This window comes from Acidisoma sp. S159 (assembly GCF_009766125.1).
Taxonomy (GTDB): Bacteria; Pseudomonadota; Alphaproteobacteria; order Acetobacterales; family Acetobacteraceae; genus Acidisoma.
Window position 1 is genome coordinate 255,743 of record NZ_LMUG01000008.1, and the last position, 17,929, is coordinate 273,671.

Sequence of the window (17,929 nt, forward strand, 5' to 3'; positions counted from 1 at the left end):
ATCGAAAAGCATGCGACGCTTGATCACCTCGGGATCGCCCTTCGAGGCGACCATCGGCTATTCCCGCGCCGTGGTCGACGGCGCATGGGTCTTTGTGAGCGGCACGACCGGTTTCGATTACGCGACCATGACGATTTCGCCCGATGTGCGCGAACAGGCCGAACAGGCGATGCGCAATATCGGCCAAGCGCTGACCGAGGCCGGCACTTCCTTCAATGATATCGTTCGCGTGCGCTACATCCTGCCCGATGCCGCCGATTTCGAGCCGTGCTGGCCGGTGCTGCAACGCTATCTCGGCGAGGTCCGGCCAGCAGCGACCATGCTGGCAGCGGGCCTCCTCGATCCGCGCATGAAAATCGAGATCGAAGTCACGGCGCGCCGAGCAAGCGTACCCCCAGAAGGCGACCGCTGATGGCCCCCCTCGTCTCGGTCGGTCTTGCCGTCGTCGCGGTTCTCGCGCTGATCGTCCTCATCGCGCGTTTCCGCATTAATGCGTTCATCGTGATCTTCGTCGTCTCGCTAGCGCTCGCGTTGGCCGCTGGCATGCCCGCGGCGAAAGTCGTGACCTCTTTCGAGAATGGCGTCGGCCATGCGCTCGGCCATATCGCGATCATCATCGCGCTCGGCACCATGCTGGGAAAGATGCTGGCCGAATCGGGTGGCGCCGAGCGGGTCGCCGAGACGCTGATCCACTGGTTCGGCCCGAAGCGCATCCACTGGGCGATGATGCTCATCGGCCTGATCATCGGCCTGCCGGTCTTCTTCGAGGTCGGTTTCGTCCTGCTCATCCCGGTCGCGTTCAACGTGGCAAAGCGGACGGGCACGCCGCTAATTCTCGTCGCTTTGCCTCTGGTGGCGGGGCTTTCGGTGGTCCATGGACTGATGCCGCCGCACCCGGCGGCGATGCTCGCGGTCCTAGCCTTCAATGCGCCGATCGGGCCGACAATTCTCTACGCGTTGATTGTAGGCGTTCCCGCCGCCATCCTCGCCGGGCCGATTTTCGCCTCCTACCTCGCGCCGCGCATGCGCCTGCCGGACGAGAATCCGATGGAGGCGCAATTCGTCAGCGCGGAGCAACAACGTGTCCTCCCCGGCTTCGGCATCACCATGGCCACCATCCTGCTGCCGGTCTTCCTCATGCTGTTGGGAAGCTGGGTCGGCCTCCTCACCACCAAGGGCTCAGCGGCTTACGAGATTCTAAATTTTCTGGGCAATACCGATATCGCGCTGCTGCTGGCGACGATCCTGAGCTTCTATACGCTCGGCATCGCACGGGGCATCTCGCGTGACACGATTCTCAAATACACCAATGAATGCTTGGCACCGACCGCGATGATCACCTTGCTGATCGGTGCGGGAGGCGGTTTCGGCCGTGTGCTGATCGATAGCGGCGTGTCGCAGGCAATCGTGACCGTCGCGACCGGGGCGCATGTGCCGCTGCTCGTTCTCGCCTGGCTGCTCGCAGCACTGGTGCGTCTGGCGGTGGGTTCCTCGACCGTCGCGATGACCACCGCCGCCGGTATCGTCGCGCCCATCGCGCTGCATTCGCCCGGCGTCTCGGCGCCGTTGCTCGTGTTGGTGACTGGTGCGGGCTCGCTGATCTACAGCCACGTCAATGACGGCGGCTTCTGGCTGGTGAAGGAGTATCTCAATATGAGCGTGGCTCAGACGCTGAAGAGCTGGTCGGTGCTGGAGACGATCATCTCGGTGACAGGACTGATTCTGGCGCTCGGCCTGTCCTTGGTTGTCTGACGCGACGGGGGTTCCGCGAATCGGCACCGCGGGTTGGAGCATTCCGAAGGCGGTCGCGGATGCGTTTCCAGCGGCCGGCAGCCACCTTACGCGCTACGCCGCGCGCTTTTCGGCGGTCGAAATCAACTCGTCGTTCTATCGCCCGCATCGCCCCACGACCTATGCCCGCTGGGCGGCAAGCGTGCCGGAAGATTTTCGCTTCTCGGTCAAGCTGCCACGTTCGATCACGCATGAGCGCAAGCTGGAGGATGTGGCGGAACCGCTTGACCAATTCCTGACCGAGGTGTGTGCGCTTGGTGACAGGCTTGGCCCTATGCTGATCCAGCTGCCGCCCAGCCTGGAATGCGAGCAGGCAGTGGCCGAGCGTTTCTTCACTCGGATGCGCGAGTGCTTCGATGGCGCGCTCGTCTGCGAACCGCGCCATGCGAGCTGGTTCGAGGATCGGGTCGAAGCAATGCTGGCGGCTTTCCGGGTCGCTCGAGTCGCCGCCGACCCAGCGCCAGTTGCGCGCGCGGCCGAGCCAGGTGGCTGGCCGGATCTCGTCTATCGCCGCCTGCATGGCGCACCGAAGATCTACTATTCAAGCTATGCCGCGACGGAACTCGACTGCTACGCGGCGTCGATGCGCGACGCGGAGGCGGCGGAAAGCTGGTGCATCTTCGACAATACGGCGCTGGGCGAAGCAACCCGGAACGCGCTGGACCTGCTCGCCGGCTGCGGGCGTAACAACTAAAACCCGCCAGGTGGGACCCTGAGCGACGGCGGCGCCGGGCGGCGCGCGGCCTGGATGACACTGTCCAGCGCGGCGAGAAAGCGTGAGCGGTCCTGCTTTGTCAGCGTCGATGGGCCGCCGGTGGGCAAGCCTGTGGCGCGCAGATGCTCGGCAACCGCGCGTCCAGCGAGGGCACTGCCGATATTGTCCGAGGTCCAGACATGCCCCTTCGGCGAAAGCGCTCGTGCGCCCCGAGCCAGACAGCGGGCCGCGAGCGGGATGTCGGCGGTGATGCAGACATCGGGCGCCTCGACGCGATCGGCGATCCAATCATCCGCCGCGTCCGGCCCCGCATCGACGGTGATCATCTGCACGTTGGGCCGCCCGGTCGGCCGGATCGGCCGCGACCCGTTCGCCACCACAAACACCGCCAGCCCAAGCCGATCCGCCACGCGATAAACCTCATCGCGCACCGGGCAGGCATCGCCATCAACATAAAGGATGGTCATCTCAAACGAACCGCGGCCTGGGGCCGCCGGCCGCAGCGGGTCGAGGGCGGAGCCCTCGCCTTGCCTCAGTGACCGCCCTGCATTTCGCCAAGATAGGCCTCGCGCACCGTCTCATTCTCCCGCAATTCGGCCGCGGAGCCCGAGAGGATAACCTGCCCGGTCTGCAAGACATAGGCGCGGTTGGCGATGAGCAGTGCCATGGCGGCGTTCTGCTCCACCATGAAGATCGAGACGCCTTGGCGATTGATCTCCTGGATAATGTCAAAGGTCTGCTCGACATAGAGTGGCGAGAGACCCATCGACGGCTCGTCCATGCAGATCAGCCGCGGCCGGGCCATCAGCGCGCGGCCGATCGCGACCATCTGCTGTTCGCCACCCGACAGCGTGCCGGAGACCTGATCGCGCCGTTCCTTCACACGCGGAAACAGCGAATAGACCCGGTCGAGATCCTGGTCGAATTCGGCGCCCTTTTTGCGCGTATAGGCGCCCATCTCGAGATTCTCGAAAACCGTCATGCGGGGAAACAGCCGCCGCGCTTCCAGCACCGGCGCGATGCCGCGCTTCACGCGCTCCACAGTGGCGAGACCCTCGATGGCCTCGCCCTCATAGATGACGCTGCCGGAAGTTGGGCGGACGATCCCCATGATCGTCTTCATCGTGGTGGTCTTGCCCGAGGCATTGCCGCCGAGCAGGCAGACGATTTCCCCCTGATCGAGCCGGTAGTTCACGTTCTTCAGAACGTGAAGGTCCCCGTAATGCGTATTGACCATACGAAACTCAAGCACGGGCGGCGGCCCCTCTGCCCAGATAGGCGGTTAGCACCGCTTCATTGCGACGCACCTCGTCGGGTAGGCCCTCGGTCAGCTTCTCGCCATGGTCCAGCACGATTACCTTCGACGCGATGCGCGTCACCACATCGAGCTTATGCTCGATGATAAGGATGGTCAGGCCGAGCGCGTTCAGCCCCTTGATCTGCTCCGCGAGCTCAAGCGATTCCGACGTGTCCATGCCGGCCGTCGGCTCATCGAGCAGCAGAATGCGCGGACGCGAGGCCAGCGCGCGAGAAATCTCGACGCGGCGGCGGTTCGCGTAGGACAGCCCTTCCACCGTGTGATTGAGACGCGGCACGAGACGGTTGCCGAAAATTTCGGCGATCTCTAACACCCAGCTCCGCGCGACCTTCTCCTCTTTCAGATTGCTGGGGCCCCAGAAGACGGTGCCGATCGGGCCGCTGCGCAGACGCGCATGCTGACCAACCAGGATATTGTCGAGCACCGTCATGGTCGGGAACAGCCGCAGGTTCTGAAAGGTGCGCGCCACGCCCGCCTTGAGGATCTCATGTGGCTGAAGACCCAGGATCTCCGCCCCGTTGAAGAGGATGCTGCCTTCGGCGGCGCGTGTGAGGCCGGTGATAGTGTTGAAGAGCGTCGATTTCCCGGAACCGTTCGGCCCGATGACGGCGACGACGCTGCCGGCAGGCACTGTGATGTTGATCTTGTTCAACGCCACCAACCCGCCGAACCGAACCGTCACGTCATTGATCTCGAGCATCGGCACCGCACCCGGCGCGTGGGCGTAGCGCTCGCCACTGATCTGCGACAGGCGAACATCGCTCGCCGCACGGCGCTGCACCGAGGCATGCTGCTGCTCCGTGGTCAGCGCCCGCTGACGGCGCGCGGCCGGAATGAGACCTTCTCGCCGGTAGAGCATCATCGCGACAAGGATAATGCCGAAGATAAGTTCACTCGCCTGGGTGAGATCGAGGGAGCTTATGTAGTCGGAGCCGATGGCGGTGCCGAGCGCGTCGATCCACTGTGTCAGCGAGCCGAGGAACCAAGTCTGCAGCAGTTGCAACAGAATGGCGCCGAGCACCACGCCCCAGATGCTGCCGAGACCGCCGAGCACCACCATGACCAAGATCATGACGGAGACGGGGAAACCGAACATGTCGGGTGTCGCGGTCTGTAGCTTTGCGACATAGAAGGTTCCGGACATTCCGGCGAAGCCGGCGCCGATACCGAAGGCCAGCAGCTTGAAGCGGACGAGATGAATGCCCATCGCGCTGGCGGCGATTTCGTCATCGCGGATTGCCATCCAGGCGCGGCCGATGCGGCCGTCTCGCAGACGGGTGCTGACGAAGATCAGGAAGGCGATGAGGCCGAGGCCGACGTAGTAATAGGGCGTGGCGTTGATGCCGAAGTGATAGCTGCCGATTTGCGCACCGGCGATGCCGTTCAAACCTGCGGCGCCATTGGTGAGTCCGGTCCAGTTGCGCGCCACGATGGGCACGATCTCGCCGAAGCCGAGTGTCACGATCGCCAGGTAATCGCCGCGCAGGCGCAAGGTCGGCGCACCAAAGAGCACGCCGAAGAAGGCCGCGATGAAGGCGGATACCGGCAGCATGATCCAGAAGGAGACGGTGAAATGCACGATGGCATGGCCGTTTTGCACGACCTTCTGGACCAGGCCGAGATAGGCGAAGGGTTGCCAGAAGACACCCCAGTCGGGGGTGATTTGCCAGGACGTCAGGATGCCGAAGGAATAAGCGCCGATCGCGAAGAAGGCCGCGTAGCCGAGATCGAGCAGGCCGGCGAAACCCACCACGATGTTCAGGCCGAGCGCCAGTGTCGCGTAAGCCGTCGCATTGGCCGCCGCGTCGATATTGGCCTGATCTCCGCTGAGGATCGGGAAGATCAAGGCGAGGATCGCGACGACGGTGATGACGGCGTATTGGACGCGCGGCCGCTCGAAGGGCGCGGTCAGCCGTGTCCAGCGGCTCGTCGCGACCTGCACGGTGTGCAGCGCATTGACGTTCTCATGACCAGGCGTGTTGTCCAGGATCGTGGGGTCAGGTGTGGAATCCGGGGAGGTGGTGGTCGTTTCCATCGCGCCTCTCCTCAGGACTTGGTGGGCGCAAGGCGGCCAAACAGGCCCGCCGGACGGCAGATGAGAACGAGAACGAGAATCGAGAAGATGATGACATCCGCCCATTTGACGGCGATGTACTGACCCGCGAGCGATTCGATGAGGCCGATGATGATACCGCCCACCATGGCGCCAGGAATATTGCCGATGCCACCGAGCACGGCGGCGGTGAAGGCACGCAGTCCGGCGGAGAAGCCGATGCCGAAGCTCGTGAAATTGTAATAGAGGCTGAAGATCAGGCCTGCCGCTCCCGCCAAGGCGGAACCCATGAAGAAGGCGGTCATGATGACGCGATTGACCTCGACGCCCATCATCAGCGCGGCGTCCGGATCCTGCGCCGTGGCGCGCATCGCCTTGCCGAGCCGGCTACGCTGCACGAACCAGAAAAGGCCGCCCATCAACAGGGTCGAGATGACCCAGATGAGAATCTGGAAAACGGTGATGCGGGCGCCGTTTATGCCGCCGATATAGAATGACCAGTGCGGGATCGGATTGGGATAGTTCTTCTCGTTCGCGCCTTGAGTCAGCAGCACGACGTTGGAGAGAATATACGAGACGCCAATGGTGGTGATCATCGCCATCGGCCCCTTCACACCGCGTAGCGGCCGAAGGGCGAAACGTTCGATGATGACACCAAGAAACCCACAGGCAATCATCGTGACGACAAGAACAACAAGCAAAACGCCGACGAGCGGCAGCCCATGCAGTAGCACGGACTGGCCCTCAATTCCAAAAAGGTGAAGCACGCCCATGGCGATGAAGGAGCCGACCATGAAGACGTTGAAGTGAGAGAAGTTGATCAGCTCTAGGATGCCGTAGACGATCGTAAAGCCGAGAGCGAGCAGCGCGTACATCGCGCCCAGGCTGAGGCCATTAATGAGCTGCTGAAGCAGCAGGTCGAAAGGGGTCATCCGCACCTGACTAGAGCTGGAGAATAAAACGCCCGGAGCGCGCGCATTGCGGCTCCGGGCGGAGAAGATCAGCTCTGCGGCGCGTTGCCGACGAACTTGAACTGGTGCTGCGGATCACCGTCCGGGAACTTCGGATCATGCGTGATGCGGAACACACTGACGATGCGCTGGGTGATATCGCCATTCTTGTCGAAGGAAACCGCCCCTTGCAGCGTCGGGACAGTTCCGGATGCGATCGCCGCGCGAACCGACTCACGGTCCGGCGTTCCGCCGCTCGCAACTACCTTATTAATCGCGGCGATGATGACCTGAACACCGTCGAAGGCGGTGATCGCGTAGTCATCGGGCGACTCGTTGAACTTGGACTGATAATCGCCAATCCATTGCGACAGCTTCGTATCATCCGTGAGATGCGGCGATGCGTTGCTGATGTACCAGCCTTCCGCCGCAGGGAAGCCGGCGCCGGTCAGCACGTCCGGGCTATACATGCCATCCCCCGCCCCCTTGGGGATATTCGGCACGATATCATAGGCCTGCTTGACGAGCTTGACACCCGCCTGGGCAACGCCACCGAAATACAGCGCCTCGGCACCGAGCGACTTCACCTTGGTCAGGATCGAGCTGTAATCCGCCGCCGTTGGGTCAAGCCTGTCACGCCCGAGCACCTTGATGCCCTGAGCCGCTGCCTGCTTCTGGAAGGCATCCGCGAGACCCACGCCATAGGCGCCGCTGTCATCGAGGACGTAGATGCTCTTAACCTTGAGCGTCTCGGCGAAGTAGTTCGCCATGTTCGGGCCCTGGAAGGCGTCAGTTGTCACCGTCCGGAAGAACACCGGCTTGCCGCCCGGCATGTACTGCGCGGCGAATTGCGGGTTGGTCAGGTCCGGATTGGTGGCGGCCGGGGTGATCATCGTGAGGTTGCCCTCGCTGAGGATCGGCACCATGGCCTTGGCCGAGCCGCTCATCTCCGGCCCGATCGCCGCGAGAACCTTCTCGTTGGACACCATCTTGCGCGCGTTGGTGGCTGCCTGAGCAGGGTCATATTGCCCGGCGGTCGGCGTCGCGTCGTTCAAAACCATCGGCTTCAGAGTGTAACCGGGGACGGCTTTCGAATCATTCGCCATCGAAATGCCGAGGAGCGCGCCATTCATGATGCGCTTGGCCCCAGCCGCGTCACCACCGGTTATCGGCAGATTAATGCCGATAATGATCGTCTTGTCAGCGGCTTGGGCCCCGTGCGGGAGACCCACGACAGCGGTAAGGGCGGTGGCAGCGATCAGTGAGGCGAGGAAGCGTCGCTTTAGCATATGGACCTCCATGTCCGACATAGGTGGCATGCAACTCAGCTTGGTGCCATCGCAAGGGGAGCGCAAGCAGGAATGGGGCCACGCGACCCGATGGCCGGAGACTAGGAGGCTAAAGATTTACGAAAGATTGCGATCGCGGCGAAAACGCGCGCGGGATGAGGGGGCGGGCTAGCTATTTCGACAGTCTGCTCAAAGGTCGGAGCACTGCCCGCAGCCTCAGCGATTTAAATCGAGTGCCAGGTAGAGGCGACGCGCGGCAAGTGGTAGCGAGACGATAAAAGTCTATTGTATCAACACGAACTCACGTGTCTCGTAAGCGTTGGCGATTCGCTAGACGTGGAAGCTTTCGCCGCAGCCACAGCGGCCTTTCTCGTTCGGATTGGTGAAGGTGAAGCCGGCCGAGAGCTTCTCCTTGCGGTAGTCCATGATCGTACCGATCAGGAAAAGGCTGGCCTTGCGATCCACCAAAACGGTCTGGCCTTTATCGGTCACACGCTCGTCAGTTGGGCCCGCGGCTTCCACCCAGCTCATCTCATAGGCCATGCCCGAGCAACCCTTGGTATTGACGCTGATGCGCAGCAGCATGCCGGCCTGGCCGCCAGCGTAAAGCGAAGCCAGCCGTTCAGCCGCGGCGTCACTGAGCTGCATGAGCGGCGGCAAGGCGCGGCGCGGCGGCTTCGGCGGGGCGCCAGCGGGAACGGAAATGGCGGATTGGGTTACTTCACTCACTTGCTTCAGCTCCCTCAGAACATGTTCAGGGACAGGCGGGCTTCGTCGCTCATGCGGCTCATATCCCAAGGCGGATCCCAAACGGTCTCCACCTCAACACCAGTCACGCCCGGCACCATCTCGACTGCCTGCTTCACCATCTCGGGCAGTTCCTGAGCCGAAGGACAAGCAGGAGCAGTAAGGGTCATCTCGACCTTGATATGGCCCTCGTCGGAGATGTCGATCGCGTAGATCAGGCCAAGCTCATAGATATTCACCGGGATCTCGGGATCGTGGACGGTCGCGATGGCGCTGATCACGTCATCCTCACTTACCCGCTGCGCGGATGCGGGCGCGACTTCACCCTCCGGCGTCCAGGAGTGGTGGAGGGCGGTCTCGGTCTCCGGCGAATGGTCCATCATCGTCATCTCCATTGCGCCCGGGCCAGAGCAGATTGCACTGCTCTTTCTTCGTATGAGATGAGCAAGCTCAAACGAAGAAGGCCCGAACGCGGTCCAGCGTATCCGCGAGGAAATCGATCTCCTCGATCGTCGTGTAGAGGCCGAAACTCGCGCGCGCGGTGCTGTCCACACCCATGCGGCGCATCAGCGGCTCGGCGCAATGATGGCCGGCACGCAGCGCGATTCCCGAGCGATCGGCCAAGGTCGCCACATCATGGGCATGGGCGCCGTCCAGCGTAAAGGAAATCACGCCACCCCGATCCTGCGCCCGCCCGATGATCCGCAGGCCCTCGATCGCGGACAGCCGCGCGATGGCATGCTCCGTCAATACCGCCTCATGAGCCGAGATGGAATCGTAGCCGACCGCCTCGATATAGTGGATCGCGGCGTCCAGGCCGATGCCCTCCAGGATCGCGGGGGTTCCCGCCTCGAACTTATGCGGCACCCGCGCCCAGGTGGTTTTCTCGAAGGTCACGGAGGAGATCATATCCCCGCCACCCATCCACGGCGGCATCGCCTCCAGCAATTCGGGCCGTGCCCAGAGCGCGCCGATCCCTGTTGGGCCATACAGCTTATGGCCGGTGAAGACGTAGAAATCGGCGCCCAGTGCCTGCACGTCGATCCGGCGATGCACCACCGCCTGCGAGCCATCGAACAGCACCTTCGCGCCATGCGCGTGGGCGAGCGCCACGATACCCTCCGCCGGTGTATAGGTTCCGAGCACATTCGACATATGGGTGACGGCGACGAGACCGACGCGGCCATCCTGCAACAGTGCCTCGAGGCTCGCCATATCCAGCTCGCCCGCATCCGTCACGGCGGCGACGCGTAGCTCGATGCCATGAGCATCCCGCAGCATCTGCCACGGCACGATGTTGGAGTGATGTTCCATCTCCGAGATCACCACCGCCTCGCCCGGCTTCATCACACCGCGCCCGTAGCTATGGGCGACCAGGTTGATCGCCTCTGTGCTGTTGCGGGTGAAAACGATCTCGTTGCGGGAGCCTGCGTTGAGCAGCCGCGCGACGGAATCGCGCGTCGCCTCATAGGCTTCCGTCGTGCGTTCGCTCATCCAGTGGGCGCCGCGATGGATATTGGCGTATTGCGTTTCCATCGCACCGACCATCGCGTCGATCACCACGCGGGGCTTCTGCGCGGAGGCGGCGCTGTCGAGAAACACCAGCGGCTTGCCGCGCACGGTCTGCGACAGAATCGGAAAATCGGCACGCAGCCGCGCGATGTCATCGACGCCGATACGGCTTGGCGCGATCACATTCATGACGCAAGCGCCTCCGCCGCGCGGCCCGTGGTGTTCCACCAGGTCTCGACAGCATGTTCCAAAACGGCGCGCACACCCTCATGCGTCACCGCCTCGAAAGCATCAGTGAGGAACGCGCGCACCAGAATCATTCGCGCCTCGGCGGCGGCGATGCCCCGGCTGCGCAGGTAGAAAAGCTGCTCGGGATCGAGCGCGCCGACCGTCGCGCCATGGCTGCACTTCACGTCATCCGCGTAGATCTCGAGCTCGGGCTTGGAGTTGATCTCCGCATCCGGTGACAGCAGCAGCGCCTGGTTCATCTGGTAGCCATCGGTCTTCTGCGCCACGCGCGCGACTTCGATGCGGCCCTGGAACACGGCACGCGCCCGGCCGATCAGCACCGACTTCACCGTCTGGCGCGATGCACAATTCGGCGCGTCATGCGTGATGACCGTCGTGAAATCCGAAAGCTGCGTGCCGCCCATGATCTGCGCCGCGTTGAGATGCACTGCTGCCTGAGCGCCGCCGAGCCGTGCATGGATCTCACTGCGGCCAAGCTGCGCGCCGAGCGACAGCGAGAAGCTGTCATACGTCGCGCGCGCGGCGGTATCGACATAGACCGTTGAGAGGTGGAAGGCCTCGGCCGATTCCTGCTGCAAGCGGACATGCGTGAGATGCGCGCCCTCTGCGAGGTCGATCTCGATGACCGGATTGTGCAGATATTCGCCCTCCCCGGCCGAAACTTCGAGCAGGACAAGGCTGGCGCCGCGACGTAGCCGCAGGCGATGCCTGGGATGGCTCGCTACCCGGCGATGCTGACCGCTCGTGAGCTGGCCGAGCAGCAGGAAGCCGCCATCGATGCCCTCCGCCACATCGATAATGGCGCCATCTTCGGCAAGCATCGTGTTGAGCGCCACCAGCCGGTCACGCTTGGGCCGGGCCAATAGATCGAAGCCGCTGGAGGCGCCGCCTTCAGCAAAGGTGCTGGTCGTCACATCGGGCGGCAGTGCGGAGAGATCGCCGCGAAACCGCCCATCCACGAAGATCAGGCGGGGGCCCGCGACGGCGGGCAGATGCGCGATGAGTCGCGTACCATCGCCGGTCTCGGCCACCGCTTCATGGAAGACCTGAGCCTCGACAGGGCGGAGGTTGGTGTAGTGCCAAGGCTCCTCCTTCGGGGTCGGCCAGCCCATCTCGCGTAGCACCTCGGCCGCGGCGTCGCGCGGCTCGTGTGGTCCGGGCAGGCGTTCGCGCAGACCGTCATACCGGGTGAGGAAGGCCGCCAAAGCGGCGTTTGGTGCGCGAGCCGGCGTGCGAAGCGGGGTCGCTGCCATTATGCGGCCTCCGCCGATTCGCCGACGAGGCCGGCATAGCCGCGCGCTTCGAGTTCATGTGCGAGCTCAGGACCGCCAGAGCGCAGGATGCGGCCCTCGGCCAGCACGTGCACTCTGTCGGGCACGATATAGTCGAGCAGCCGCTGGTAATGCGTGATGATCAGCGAAGAAAAGCCTGGGCCACGTTGCGCGTTGACGCCATCGGCCACGATCCGCAGCGCGTCGATGTCGAGGCCGCTATCGGTCTCGTCCAGAATTGCAAGCTTGGGTTTCAGCACAGCCATCTGCAGAACTTCGTTGCGCTTCTTCTCGCCGCCGGAAAACCCGACATTGACATTGCGCTTGAGCATGTCCTCGGACATCGCGAGCTTCTTCACCTCGCCGCGTGCAAGCTTGAGGAACTGCACTGCATCGAGTTCCGGTTCGCCACGCCGGCGATGGATGGCGTTGAGCGCGGTGCGCAGGAAGTTCGCATTGCCGACGCCCGGCAATTCGACGGGGTACTGAAAGGCGAGGAACAACCCGGCCGCCGCGCGTTCCTCAGGCTCCATCGCCAGCAGATCCTGGCCGTAGAAGGTCACGCTGCCGGCGGTGACTTCATAGCCCTCGCGCCCGGAGAGGACGTAGGACAGCGTGGATTTGCCCGCGCCGTTCGGCCCCATCACGGCGTGGATCTCGCCCGGCGGAATGGTGAGGTCGATCCCGTTGAGGATCGTCTTGTCGTCGATGGTGGCCGTCAGGCCGCGAATTTCGAGCATTTTCTCACGTCTCGTCAGCGATTGTGTCGTGAAGTCTCTCCGTCATGGCACGCGAAGGCGTGCCATCCACGTCTTGCCTTCGTGGAGCAGGCAAGACGTGGATGCTCGGCCTTCGCCGAGCACGACGAGGTAAATTGCCGAACATGCTCAGCCCACGGAACCTTCGAGGCTGATCGCAAGAAGCTTCTGCGCTTCCACCGCGAATTCCATCGGCAGCTCCTTCAGCACATCCTTGCAGAAGCCGTTCACAATCAGGCCAACCGCATCCTCCTGCGAAAGGCCCCGGCTGCGGCAATAGAACATCTGGTCTTCGGCGATCTTCGAGGTCGTGGCCTCATGTTCGATCTTCGCCGTCGCGTTGCGGCTTTCGATATAGGGCACGGTATGCGCGCCGCACTGGTCGCCGATCAGCAGGCTGTCGCACTGCGTGAAATTCCGCGCGTTCTGCGCCTTCGGCATCATGCGGACAAGCCCGCGATAGGTGCTGTCCGAACGCCCGGCGCTGATCGTCTTGGCGATGATCGTGCTATTGGTGTTGCGGCCAATGTGAATCATCTTGGTGCCAGTATCGGCCTGCTGACAGTTATTCGTCACCGCGACCGAGTAGAATTCGCCGACGCTGCCATCGCCCTGCAGAATGCAGGAAGGATACTTCCAGGTTATTGCCGAACCTGTCTCAACCTGCGTCCAGCTGATGCGGCTGCGCGCGCCACGGCACGCCCCGCGTTTGGTGACGAAGTTATAGATGCCGCCTTTGCCATTCGCATCGCCCGGATACCAGTTCTGCACCGTGCTATATTTGATCTTGGCATCATCCAAGGCGATGAGTTCCACCACCGCCGCGTGCAGCTGGTTCTCGTCCCGCATTGGCGCGGTGCAGCCTTCAAGATAGCTCACGGAAGCGCCCTCGGCCGCGATCACCAACGTACGCTCGAACTGTCCCGTGTTGCGGGCGTTGATGCGGAAATACGTCGATAACTCCATCGGGCATTTCACGCCCTTGGGGATGTAGACGAAGCTGCCGTCGGTGAAGACCGCCGAGTTCAGGGCCGCGTAGAAATTATCCCCAGCCGGAACAACGCTGCCCAGATATTCGCGCACCAAATCGGGGTGCTCACGCACCGCTTCGCTGATGGGGCAGAAGATCACGCCCTGCTTCGCCAGCGTCTCCTGAAAGGTCGTCGCGACTGAGACGCTGTCGAAGACCGCATCAACAGCCATCGGCAGCCGATCATCTGGGCTCGGCTCGACGCCCGCGAGCAACGCCTGCTCGCGCAGCGGAATGCCGAGCTTCTCATAGGTGCGCAGCAATTCGGGATCGACCTCGTCGAGGCTTTTCGGTCCGCCGCCCTTCTTGGGCGCGGCATAGTAATGGATGTCCTGGTAGTCGATGCGCGGATAGGTCGCCTTCGCCCAATGCGGCTCGGCCATGGTCTTCCATGCCGCAAAGGCCTTCAGCCGCCAGGCAAGCAGCCATTCAGGCTCTTCCTTCCGCGCCGAGATCAGGCGGATGGTGTCCTCACTCAGCCCCTTGGGCGCGATATCCATCTCGAGATCCGTCTCGAAGCCCCACTTATAGGTGGAGCCCGTGACGGCGCGGACGGTGTCTAGGGTCTCGGCGACTGCTGGCATTATCTCACTCGGCTGTGACGGCGGCGGAGGAAGGGGCGGGTTTGGTAGAGATGTGCGGCATGGGGTCCGGCATAAAGCTCCGGCCACGCATTTCCGCTAGGCTAATGCCAGAGAGCGCATCGAGGATGGCGGCATTGACCGCATCCCACCGCCCCCGGACCGGGCAAAGTCCCGAGGCTTCGCAACTGGTCACCGAATGTTCGACGCACGCGGTGAGTGCAATCGGGCCATCGACCGCGGCAATCACATCGGCGATTGGAATAGCGCTGAGCGGCCGGCCAAGCCGGTAACCGCCCCGCGCCCCGCGATGGGACAGAACGAGTCCGCCGGCCCCCAGGATCTTCAGAACTTTGGCGACCGTAGGCTCAGGCACGCCGATCGCGGCGGCGATGCCGGCCGAACTCTGTAGGCCGCCCTCCTCGGAGAGCCGCACCAGCACAACCACGGCATAATCCGTGAGCTTGGAGAGGCGAAGCATGCACGAAACCTTCTGGCGACCCTGGTCGCCTTGAGCGAAGGTTTAGCGGCTCATCTAGGACCGCGCGAGTCCTGTTTTCGGAACGCTGGGCGGCGCGACGCGCAGGCTGTCCCACCGGGTTAGATTACGGGATGGAAACTTGAAACCCCGTCCGTCTTTCGCCAGTGTCTTTCCCATGAGCGACCGTCAAGGCTACGACCTCGACATGCGATCCGATGGCAGCTTCGTGCAAGCGCAGCGGCCCGGGCCACCCCCCGGATGGCGCGGGGGATCGGCGACCTTCCGAGCACCACGCGGTTTGGGCCTAGTGGCGGTGATCGCGGGCTCCGCGATTGTTGCAGGCATTGCCCTGTCGCTCGCCCTCATCCTCGTGCCGATTGCCTTGGGCGCGGCGCTGATCGGCTACGCCGCCCTGCGCTGGCAGCTCTGGCGCATGCGGCGGAACGGCTTCGAGGCAAAAGGTTTCGGCCCCGTGATGAGCCGGGTCCAGGAAATGCTGAGAGCCCAGCAGCGCGCTGGCCGCTGGCGGGGCTAATTCCCGCCGCGCTTCGTCTTACAGAGCCCCAGTGCCAAAGGCTGCCCGCAGCAGCAGATAAAGCACGCCTCCGGCGAGGAAGCCGACCAGCGTGCCGTTGACCCGGATGTATTGCAGGTCCCGTCCCACCCGCAGTTCCAGCCGCTCCGTCACCGTGCGCGCATCCCATTGGGACACCACCGACGCGACGAAATCGGCCGAGCGTTCCTGAGCCATCGGCAATAGCCCGGCGACGACATTAGCGATCCCGCGCTCCAACCCCTGACGAACCGCCGGATCCTCCTCGATCGCGCGACCGACGGCAGCAAGGGTCGATTCGATGAAGCTGATCGTATGTCCCCCCGGACGCACCGCATCCCGCTCCACCACAGCCCTCAGCCTTAGCCAGACATCGCCAAACCACAGCCGCACCGACTCATGGCTGAGCACCCTGCGGATGGCCGCGCCCATCTCGGCCGCCCGCGCCGGATCTTCCTCCATCGCCGCGATCTCGCGCCGCACCCATTCGTCGAAGGCCGCGCGCATCGTGGACCCGTCGGGTCCGACATTGTCCAGTTCGTCGTTGATCGCGGAAATCACCCGCTTGGCGATGCTCGCCCCGATCGCCCAGCCGAGGAGCTGGCCGCCTTGCTCCTTCACCCTGTCGCGAATCCCCTTGCGCAGATCTTCCTCTTTCTCCGCCAGCATGCCGCGAAGCTGGGTGAGGATGAAGGTGAAGACCTCCTGATGGCGGCCACCCTCCACCAAGCCTTGCAGCGCCCGCGCCACCACCCGCCCGGCGGCGGCCCCCCCCAGCAGGCGCGGCAACAGCCGGGAAATCAGACGTCCCGCCCGGCCATCCTCGATCGCCGAGAGCAGCTTCGGCAGGCTCGCCGCCATCGCCTCGGCGGCGGGCCGAGCAGTCACCGGATCGGCCAGATAGCGATGCAGCAGCCCCGGCAGATCGGCGCGGCCGAGAACCCGCAGCACCTCGTCCTGGGTGATGACATGGGTGCCAATAAACCGCCCAAGCGCCCGCCCCAGCCGTTCCTTCTGCGCCGGAATGATCGCAGTATGCGGAATCGGAATACCGAGCGGATGGCGGAACAGCGCCGTCACCGCGAACCAATCGGCGAGGCCGCCCACCAGCCCCGCCTTGGCGCAGGATTGCAGCAACTCGCGCCACATCGTGGGCGGCAACGCATAGCTCGCCAGAACCAGGGCCGCCATGACAACGAGCAACCCGCTCGCGAAGGCCCGATGCCTGCGGAGCGAGCGGCGAGCCGTGGCATCGACCTCCGCCGCCGAGGTCAAAACGCGGTCGAATGCGTTCGACATGGGCTAGGGCGTGGCTTCCAGCCGGCCGGTCACCCGGCCGTTGCGAGGATCGACGAGCAGAATGCGGTCGGGTCCGCCACCCGTCAGCAGCACCGCGAGACTGGCGCCGACGCCGGTGATATTGACGATCCGAGAGCCCGCCGCCTGTTGCAGGTTGCTCACGGTCAGCGAGGTTCCTGGGGGTCCCGCCGCCGGTGCGCCAAAATCGGTGACGAGCTTGAACAGCAGCGCCGCGGTCGCGATGACGATGAGCACCCCCATCGTGATCACCGTGATCAACATCGACCGCATGGATCGCATCGCCTCGCCCCCCGGCCGCTTCTTGGCTATGTCTGCGGCATGACCTTATTCGAAGTGACTGCCGATGCCGGGCAAGCGGGCCAGCGCCTTGACCGATTCCTCGCCGAGAGCCTGGACTCCCTCTCCCGTTCGCGCATCAAGAACCTGATCCTGGATGGGATGGCAAGCGTCGGCGGCGCCTCGTTCCGGGACCCGTCCGAACTTGTGCGTGAAGGCGAAACCTATGCCCTGACGGTGCCCGATGCCGTGGCGGCAACCCCTCAGCCGGAGGATATCCCGCTCACCATCCTCTATGAGGATTCCGATCTCGTGGTGCTCGACAAGCCAGCGGGGCTGGTGGTGCATCCGGCGCCGGGCCATCTCGAGGGCACGCTGGTCAACGCCCTGCTCGCCCATTGCGGCGACAGCCTCACGGGCATCGGCGGCGAGAAGCGGCCAGGCATCGTCCATCGCCTCGACCGCGACACCTCCGGCGTCATGGTGGCCGCGAAGACCGAGCTCGCCCATACCCGGCTCTCCGAGATCTTCGCGACTCGCGATCTTGATCGCCACTACAAGGCGCTGGTCTGGGGCATGCTGTCGCCGGTTTCAGGCGATATCGAGGGCGCCATCGGGCGGGACCCGCGCGACCGCAAGCGTATGGCGCTGCGGGACGCCGGCGGCCGCGAGGCGCTCACGCATTACAAGACGGAGCGCAATTGGCGGATGTGCGTCTCGCTGCTTGACTGCAAGCTATCGACGGGGCGAACCCATCAGATCCGTGTGCATCTCGCGAGCCGCAACCACCCGGTCGTCGGCGATCCCGTCTATCTGCGACGCGTTCCCCCGGCCTCACGTGGTTTGCCCTCAGAGTTGCGCCACCTGCTGCTGGATTTTCCGAGGCAGGCGCTGCATGCGGCGAGTCTTGCTTTCGCGCATCCGCGTACTGGCGACCCGATGTCGTTTGAGACGGAGCCGCCGGAGGATTTCCGCGGATTATTGGCGGCGCTGGATGAGATGGGGAGTTAGCCACTCCACGTCATCCTCGGCGAA

At 63.8% G+C, this 17,929-nt stretch carries 19 protein-coding genes; 5 read left to right on the forward strand and 14 right to left on the reverse strand.

Annotation, left to right across the window (positions count from 1 at the left end; genetic code table 11):
* Nucleotides 1–10 precede the first annotated feature (10 nt).
* From GSQ92_RS04500 to GSQ92_RS04510, 3 genes are read left to right on the forward strand one after another with little or no spacing between them, the layout of a single operon-like run.
* Complete coding sequence (locus GSQ92_RS04500) at nucleotides 11–412, forward strand: RidA family protein (RefSeq protein WP_158802228.1); 402 nt, start codon at nucleotides 11–13, stop codon at nucleotides 410–412.
* Entirely contained in the window at nucleotides 412–1,752 is a 1,341-nt protein-coding gene (locus GSQ92_RS04505) for a gluconate:H+ symporter (RefSeq protein WP_158802229.1), read from the forward strand. The genes GSQ92_RS04500 and GSQ92_RS04505 overlap by 1 nt, the downstream gene beginning before the upstream one ends.
* Complete coding sequence (locus GSQ92_RS04510) at nucleotides 1,745–2,485, forward strand: DUF72 domain-containing protein (protein ID WP_158802230.1); 741 nt, start codon at nucleotides 1,745–1,747, stop codon at nucleotides 2,483–2,485. Before GSQ92_RS04505 ends, GSQ92_RS04510 begins: the two co-directional genes overlap by 8 nt.
* Here GSQ92_RS04510 and GSQ92_RS04515 read toward each other — a convergent pair.
* The 12 genes from GSQ92_RS04515 to GSQ92_RS04570 all read right to left on the reverse strand — a co-directional run bounded on the left by GSQ92_RS04515 (nucleotide 2,482) and on the right by GSQ92_RS04570 (nucleotide 14,745).
* Complete coding sequence (locus GSQ92_RS04515; RefSeq protein ID WP_158802231.1) at nucleotides 2,482–2,973, reverse strand: YaiI/YqxD family protein; 492 nt, start codon at nucleotides 2,971–2,973, stop codon at nucleotides 2,482–2,484. The two genes, GSQ92_RS04510 and GSQ92_RS04515, sit on opposite strands and share 4 nt — an antisense overlap.
* Before the next feature lie 65 nt (nucleotides 2,974–3,038).
* The gene (locus GSQ92_RS04520; RefSeq protein WP_158802412.1) at nucleotides 3,039–3,743 is read right to left on the reverse strand and encodes an ABC transporter ATP-binding protein; all 705 of its coding nucleotides are present in this window, start codon (nucleotides 3,741–3,743) and stop codon (nucleotides 3,039–3,041) included.
* A gap of 7 nt (nucleotides 3,744–3,750) precedes the next feature.
* The gene (locus GSQ92_RS04525) at nucleotides 3,751–5,859 is read right to left on the reverse strand and encodes an ABC transporter permease subunit (RefSeq protein WP_158802232.1); all 2,109 of its coding nucleotides are present in this window, start codon (nucleotides 5,857–5,859) and stop codon (nucleotides 3,751–3,753) included.
* Between the two features lie 11 nt (nucleotides 5,860–5,870).
* Nucleotides 5,871–6,809, reverse strand: a complete 939-nt coding sequence (locus tag GSQ92_RS04530; protein WP_158802233.1) for a branched-chain amino acid ABC transporter permease — start codon at nucleotides 6,807–6,809, stop codon at nucleotides 5,871–5,873.
* A 68-nt stretch (nucleotides 6,810–6,877) separates the two neighbouring features.
* Nucleotides 6,878–8,116, reverse strand: a complete 1,239-nt coding sequence (locus tag GSQ92_RS04535; RefSeq protein ID WP_158802234.1) for a branched-chain amino acid ABC transporter substrate-binding protein — start codon at nucleotides 8,114–8,116, stop codon at nucleotides 6,878–6,880.
* A 330-nt stretch (nucleotides 8,117–8,446) separates the two neighbouring features.
* Nucleotides 8,447–8,764, reverse strand: a complete 318-nt coding sequence (locus GSQ92_RS04540; RefSeq protein ID WP_158802413.1) for an iron-sulfur cluster assembly accessory protein — start codon at nucleotides 8,762–8,764, stop codon at nucleotides 8,447–8,449.
* Nucleotides 8,765–8,859: 95 nt separating this feature from the next.
* Entirely contained in the window at nucleotides 8,860–9,246 is a 387-nt protein-coding gene (locus GSQ92_RS04545) for an SUF system Fe-S cluster assembly protein (RefSeq protein WP_254065548.1), read from the reverse strand.
* A 67-nt stretch (nucleotides 9,247–9,313) separates the two neighbouring features.
* The gene (locus tag GSQ92_RS04550; RefSeq protein ID WP_158802236.1) at nucleotides 9,314–10,564 is read right to left on the reverse strand and encodes an aminotransferase class V-fold PLP-dependent enzyme; all 1,251 of its coding nucleotides are present in this window, start codon (nucleotides 10,562–10,564) and stop codon (nucleotides 9,314–9,316) included.
* The gene (sufD, locus tag GSQ92_RS04555) at nucleotides 10,561–11,877 is read right to left on the reverse strand and encodes a Fe-S cluster assembly protein SufD (RefSeq protein WP_158802237.1); all 1,317 of its coding nucleotides are present in this window, start codon (nucleotides 11,875–11,877) and stop codon (nucleotides 10,561–10,563) included. Before sufD ends, GSQ92_RS04550 begins: the two co-directional genes overlap by 4 nt.
* The gene (gene sufC, locus GSQ92_RS04560) at nucleotides 11,877–12,635 is read right to left on the reverse strand and encodes a Fe-S cluster assembly ATPase SufC (protein WP_158802238.1); all 759 of its coding nucleotides are present in this window, start codon (nucleotides 12,633–12,635) and stop codon (nucleotides 11,877–11,879) included. The genes sufD and sufC overlap by 1 nt, the downstream gene beginning before the upstream one ends.
* A gap of 147 nt (nucleotides 12,636–12,782) precedes the next feature.
* Nucleotides 12,783–14,267, reverse strand: a complete 1,485-nt coding sequence (sufB, locus tag GSQ92_RS04565; protein ID WP_158802239.1) for a Fe-S cluster assembly protein SufB — start codon at nucleotides 14,265–14,267, stop codon at nucleotides 12,783–12,785.
* A 4-nt stretch (nucleotides 14,268–14,271) separates the two neighbouring features.
* Nucleotides 14,272–14,745 carry an SUF system Fe-S cluster assembly regulator gene (locus GSQ92_RS04570; protein WP_158802240.1) on the reverse strand — a complete coding sequence of 158 codons (474 nt, stop codon included), beginning with the start codon at nucleotides 14,743–14,745 and terminating at the stop codon, nucleotides 14,272–14,274.
* A gap of 175 nt (nucleotides 14,746–14,920) precedes the next feature.
* Between GSQ92_RS04570 and GSQ92_RS04575 the strand changes: the two genes are divergently transcribed.
* Nucleotides 14,921–15,280: a hypothetical protein gene (locus GSQ92_RS04575; RefSeq protein WP_159013087.1), complete on the forward strand. Its 360-nt coding sequence runs from the start codon at nucleotides 14,921–14,923 to the stop codon at nucleotides 15,278–15,280.
* Between the two features lie 18 nt (nucleotides 15,281–15,298).
* On the opposite strand, the gene GSQ92_RS04580 is transcribed toward GSQ92_RS04575, so the two are convergent.
* On the reverse strand, nucleotides 15,299–16,597 hold the full coding sequence (locus GSQ92_RS04580; RefSeq protein WP_158802242.1) for a DUF445 domain-containing protein: 1,299 nt from the start codon (nucleotides 16,595–16,597) through the stop codon (nucleotides 15,299–15,301).
* A gap of 3 nt (nucleotides 16,598–16,600) precedes the next feature.
* The gene (locus GSQ92_RS04585; RefSeq protein WP_158802243.1) at nucleotides 16,601–16,888 is read right to left on the reverse strand and encodes a hypothetical protein; all 288 of its coding nucleotides are present in this window, start codon (nucleotides 16,886–16,888) and stop codon (nucleotides 16,601–16,603) included.
* 48 nt (nucleotides 16,889–16,936) lie between these two features.
* On the opposite strand from GSQ92_RS04585, the gene GSQ92_RS04590 reads away from it, so the two are divergent.
* Nucleotides 16,937–17,905 (forward strand): RluA family pseudouridine synthase, encoded by a 969-nt coding sequence (locus tag GSQ92_RS04590; RefSeq protein WP_158802244.1) that lies wholly within the window; start codon nucleotides 16,937–16,939, stop codon nucleotides 17,903–17,905.
* Nucleotides 17,906–17,929 lie beyond the last annotated feature (24 nt).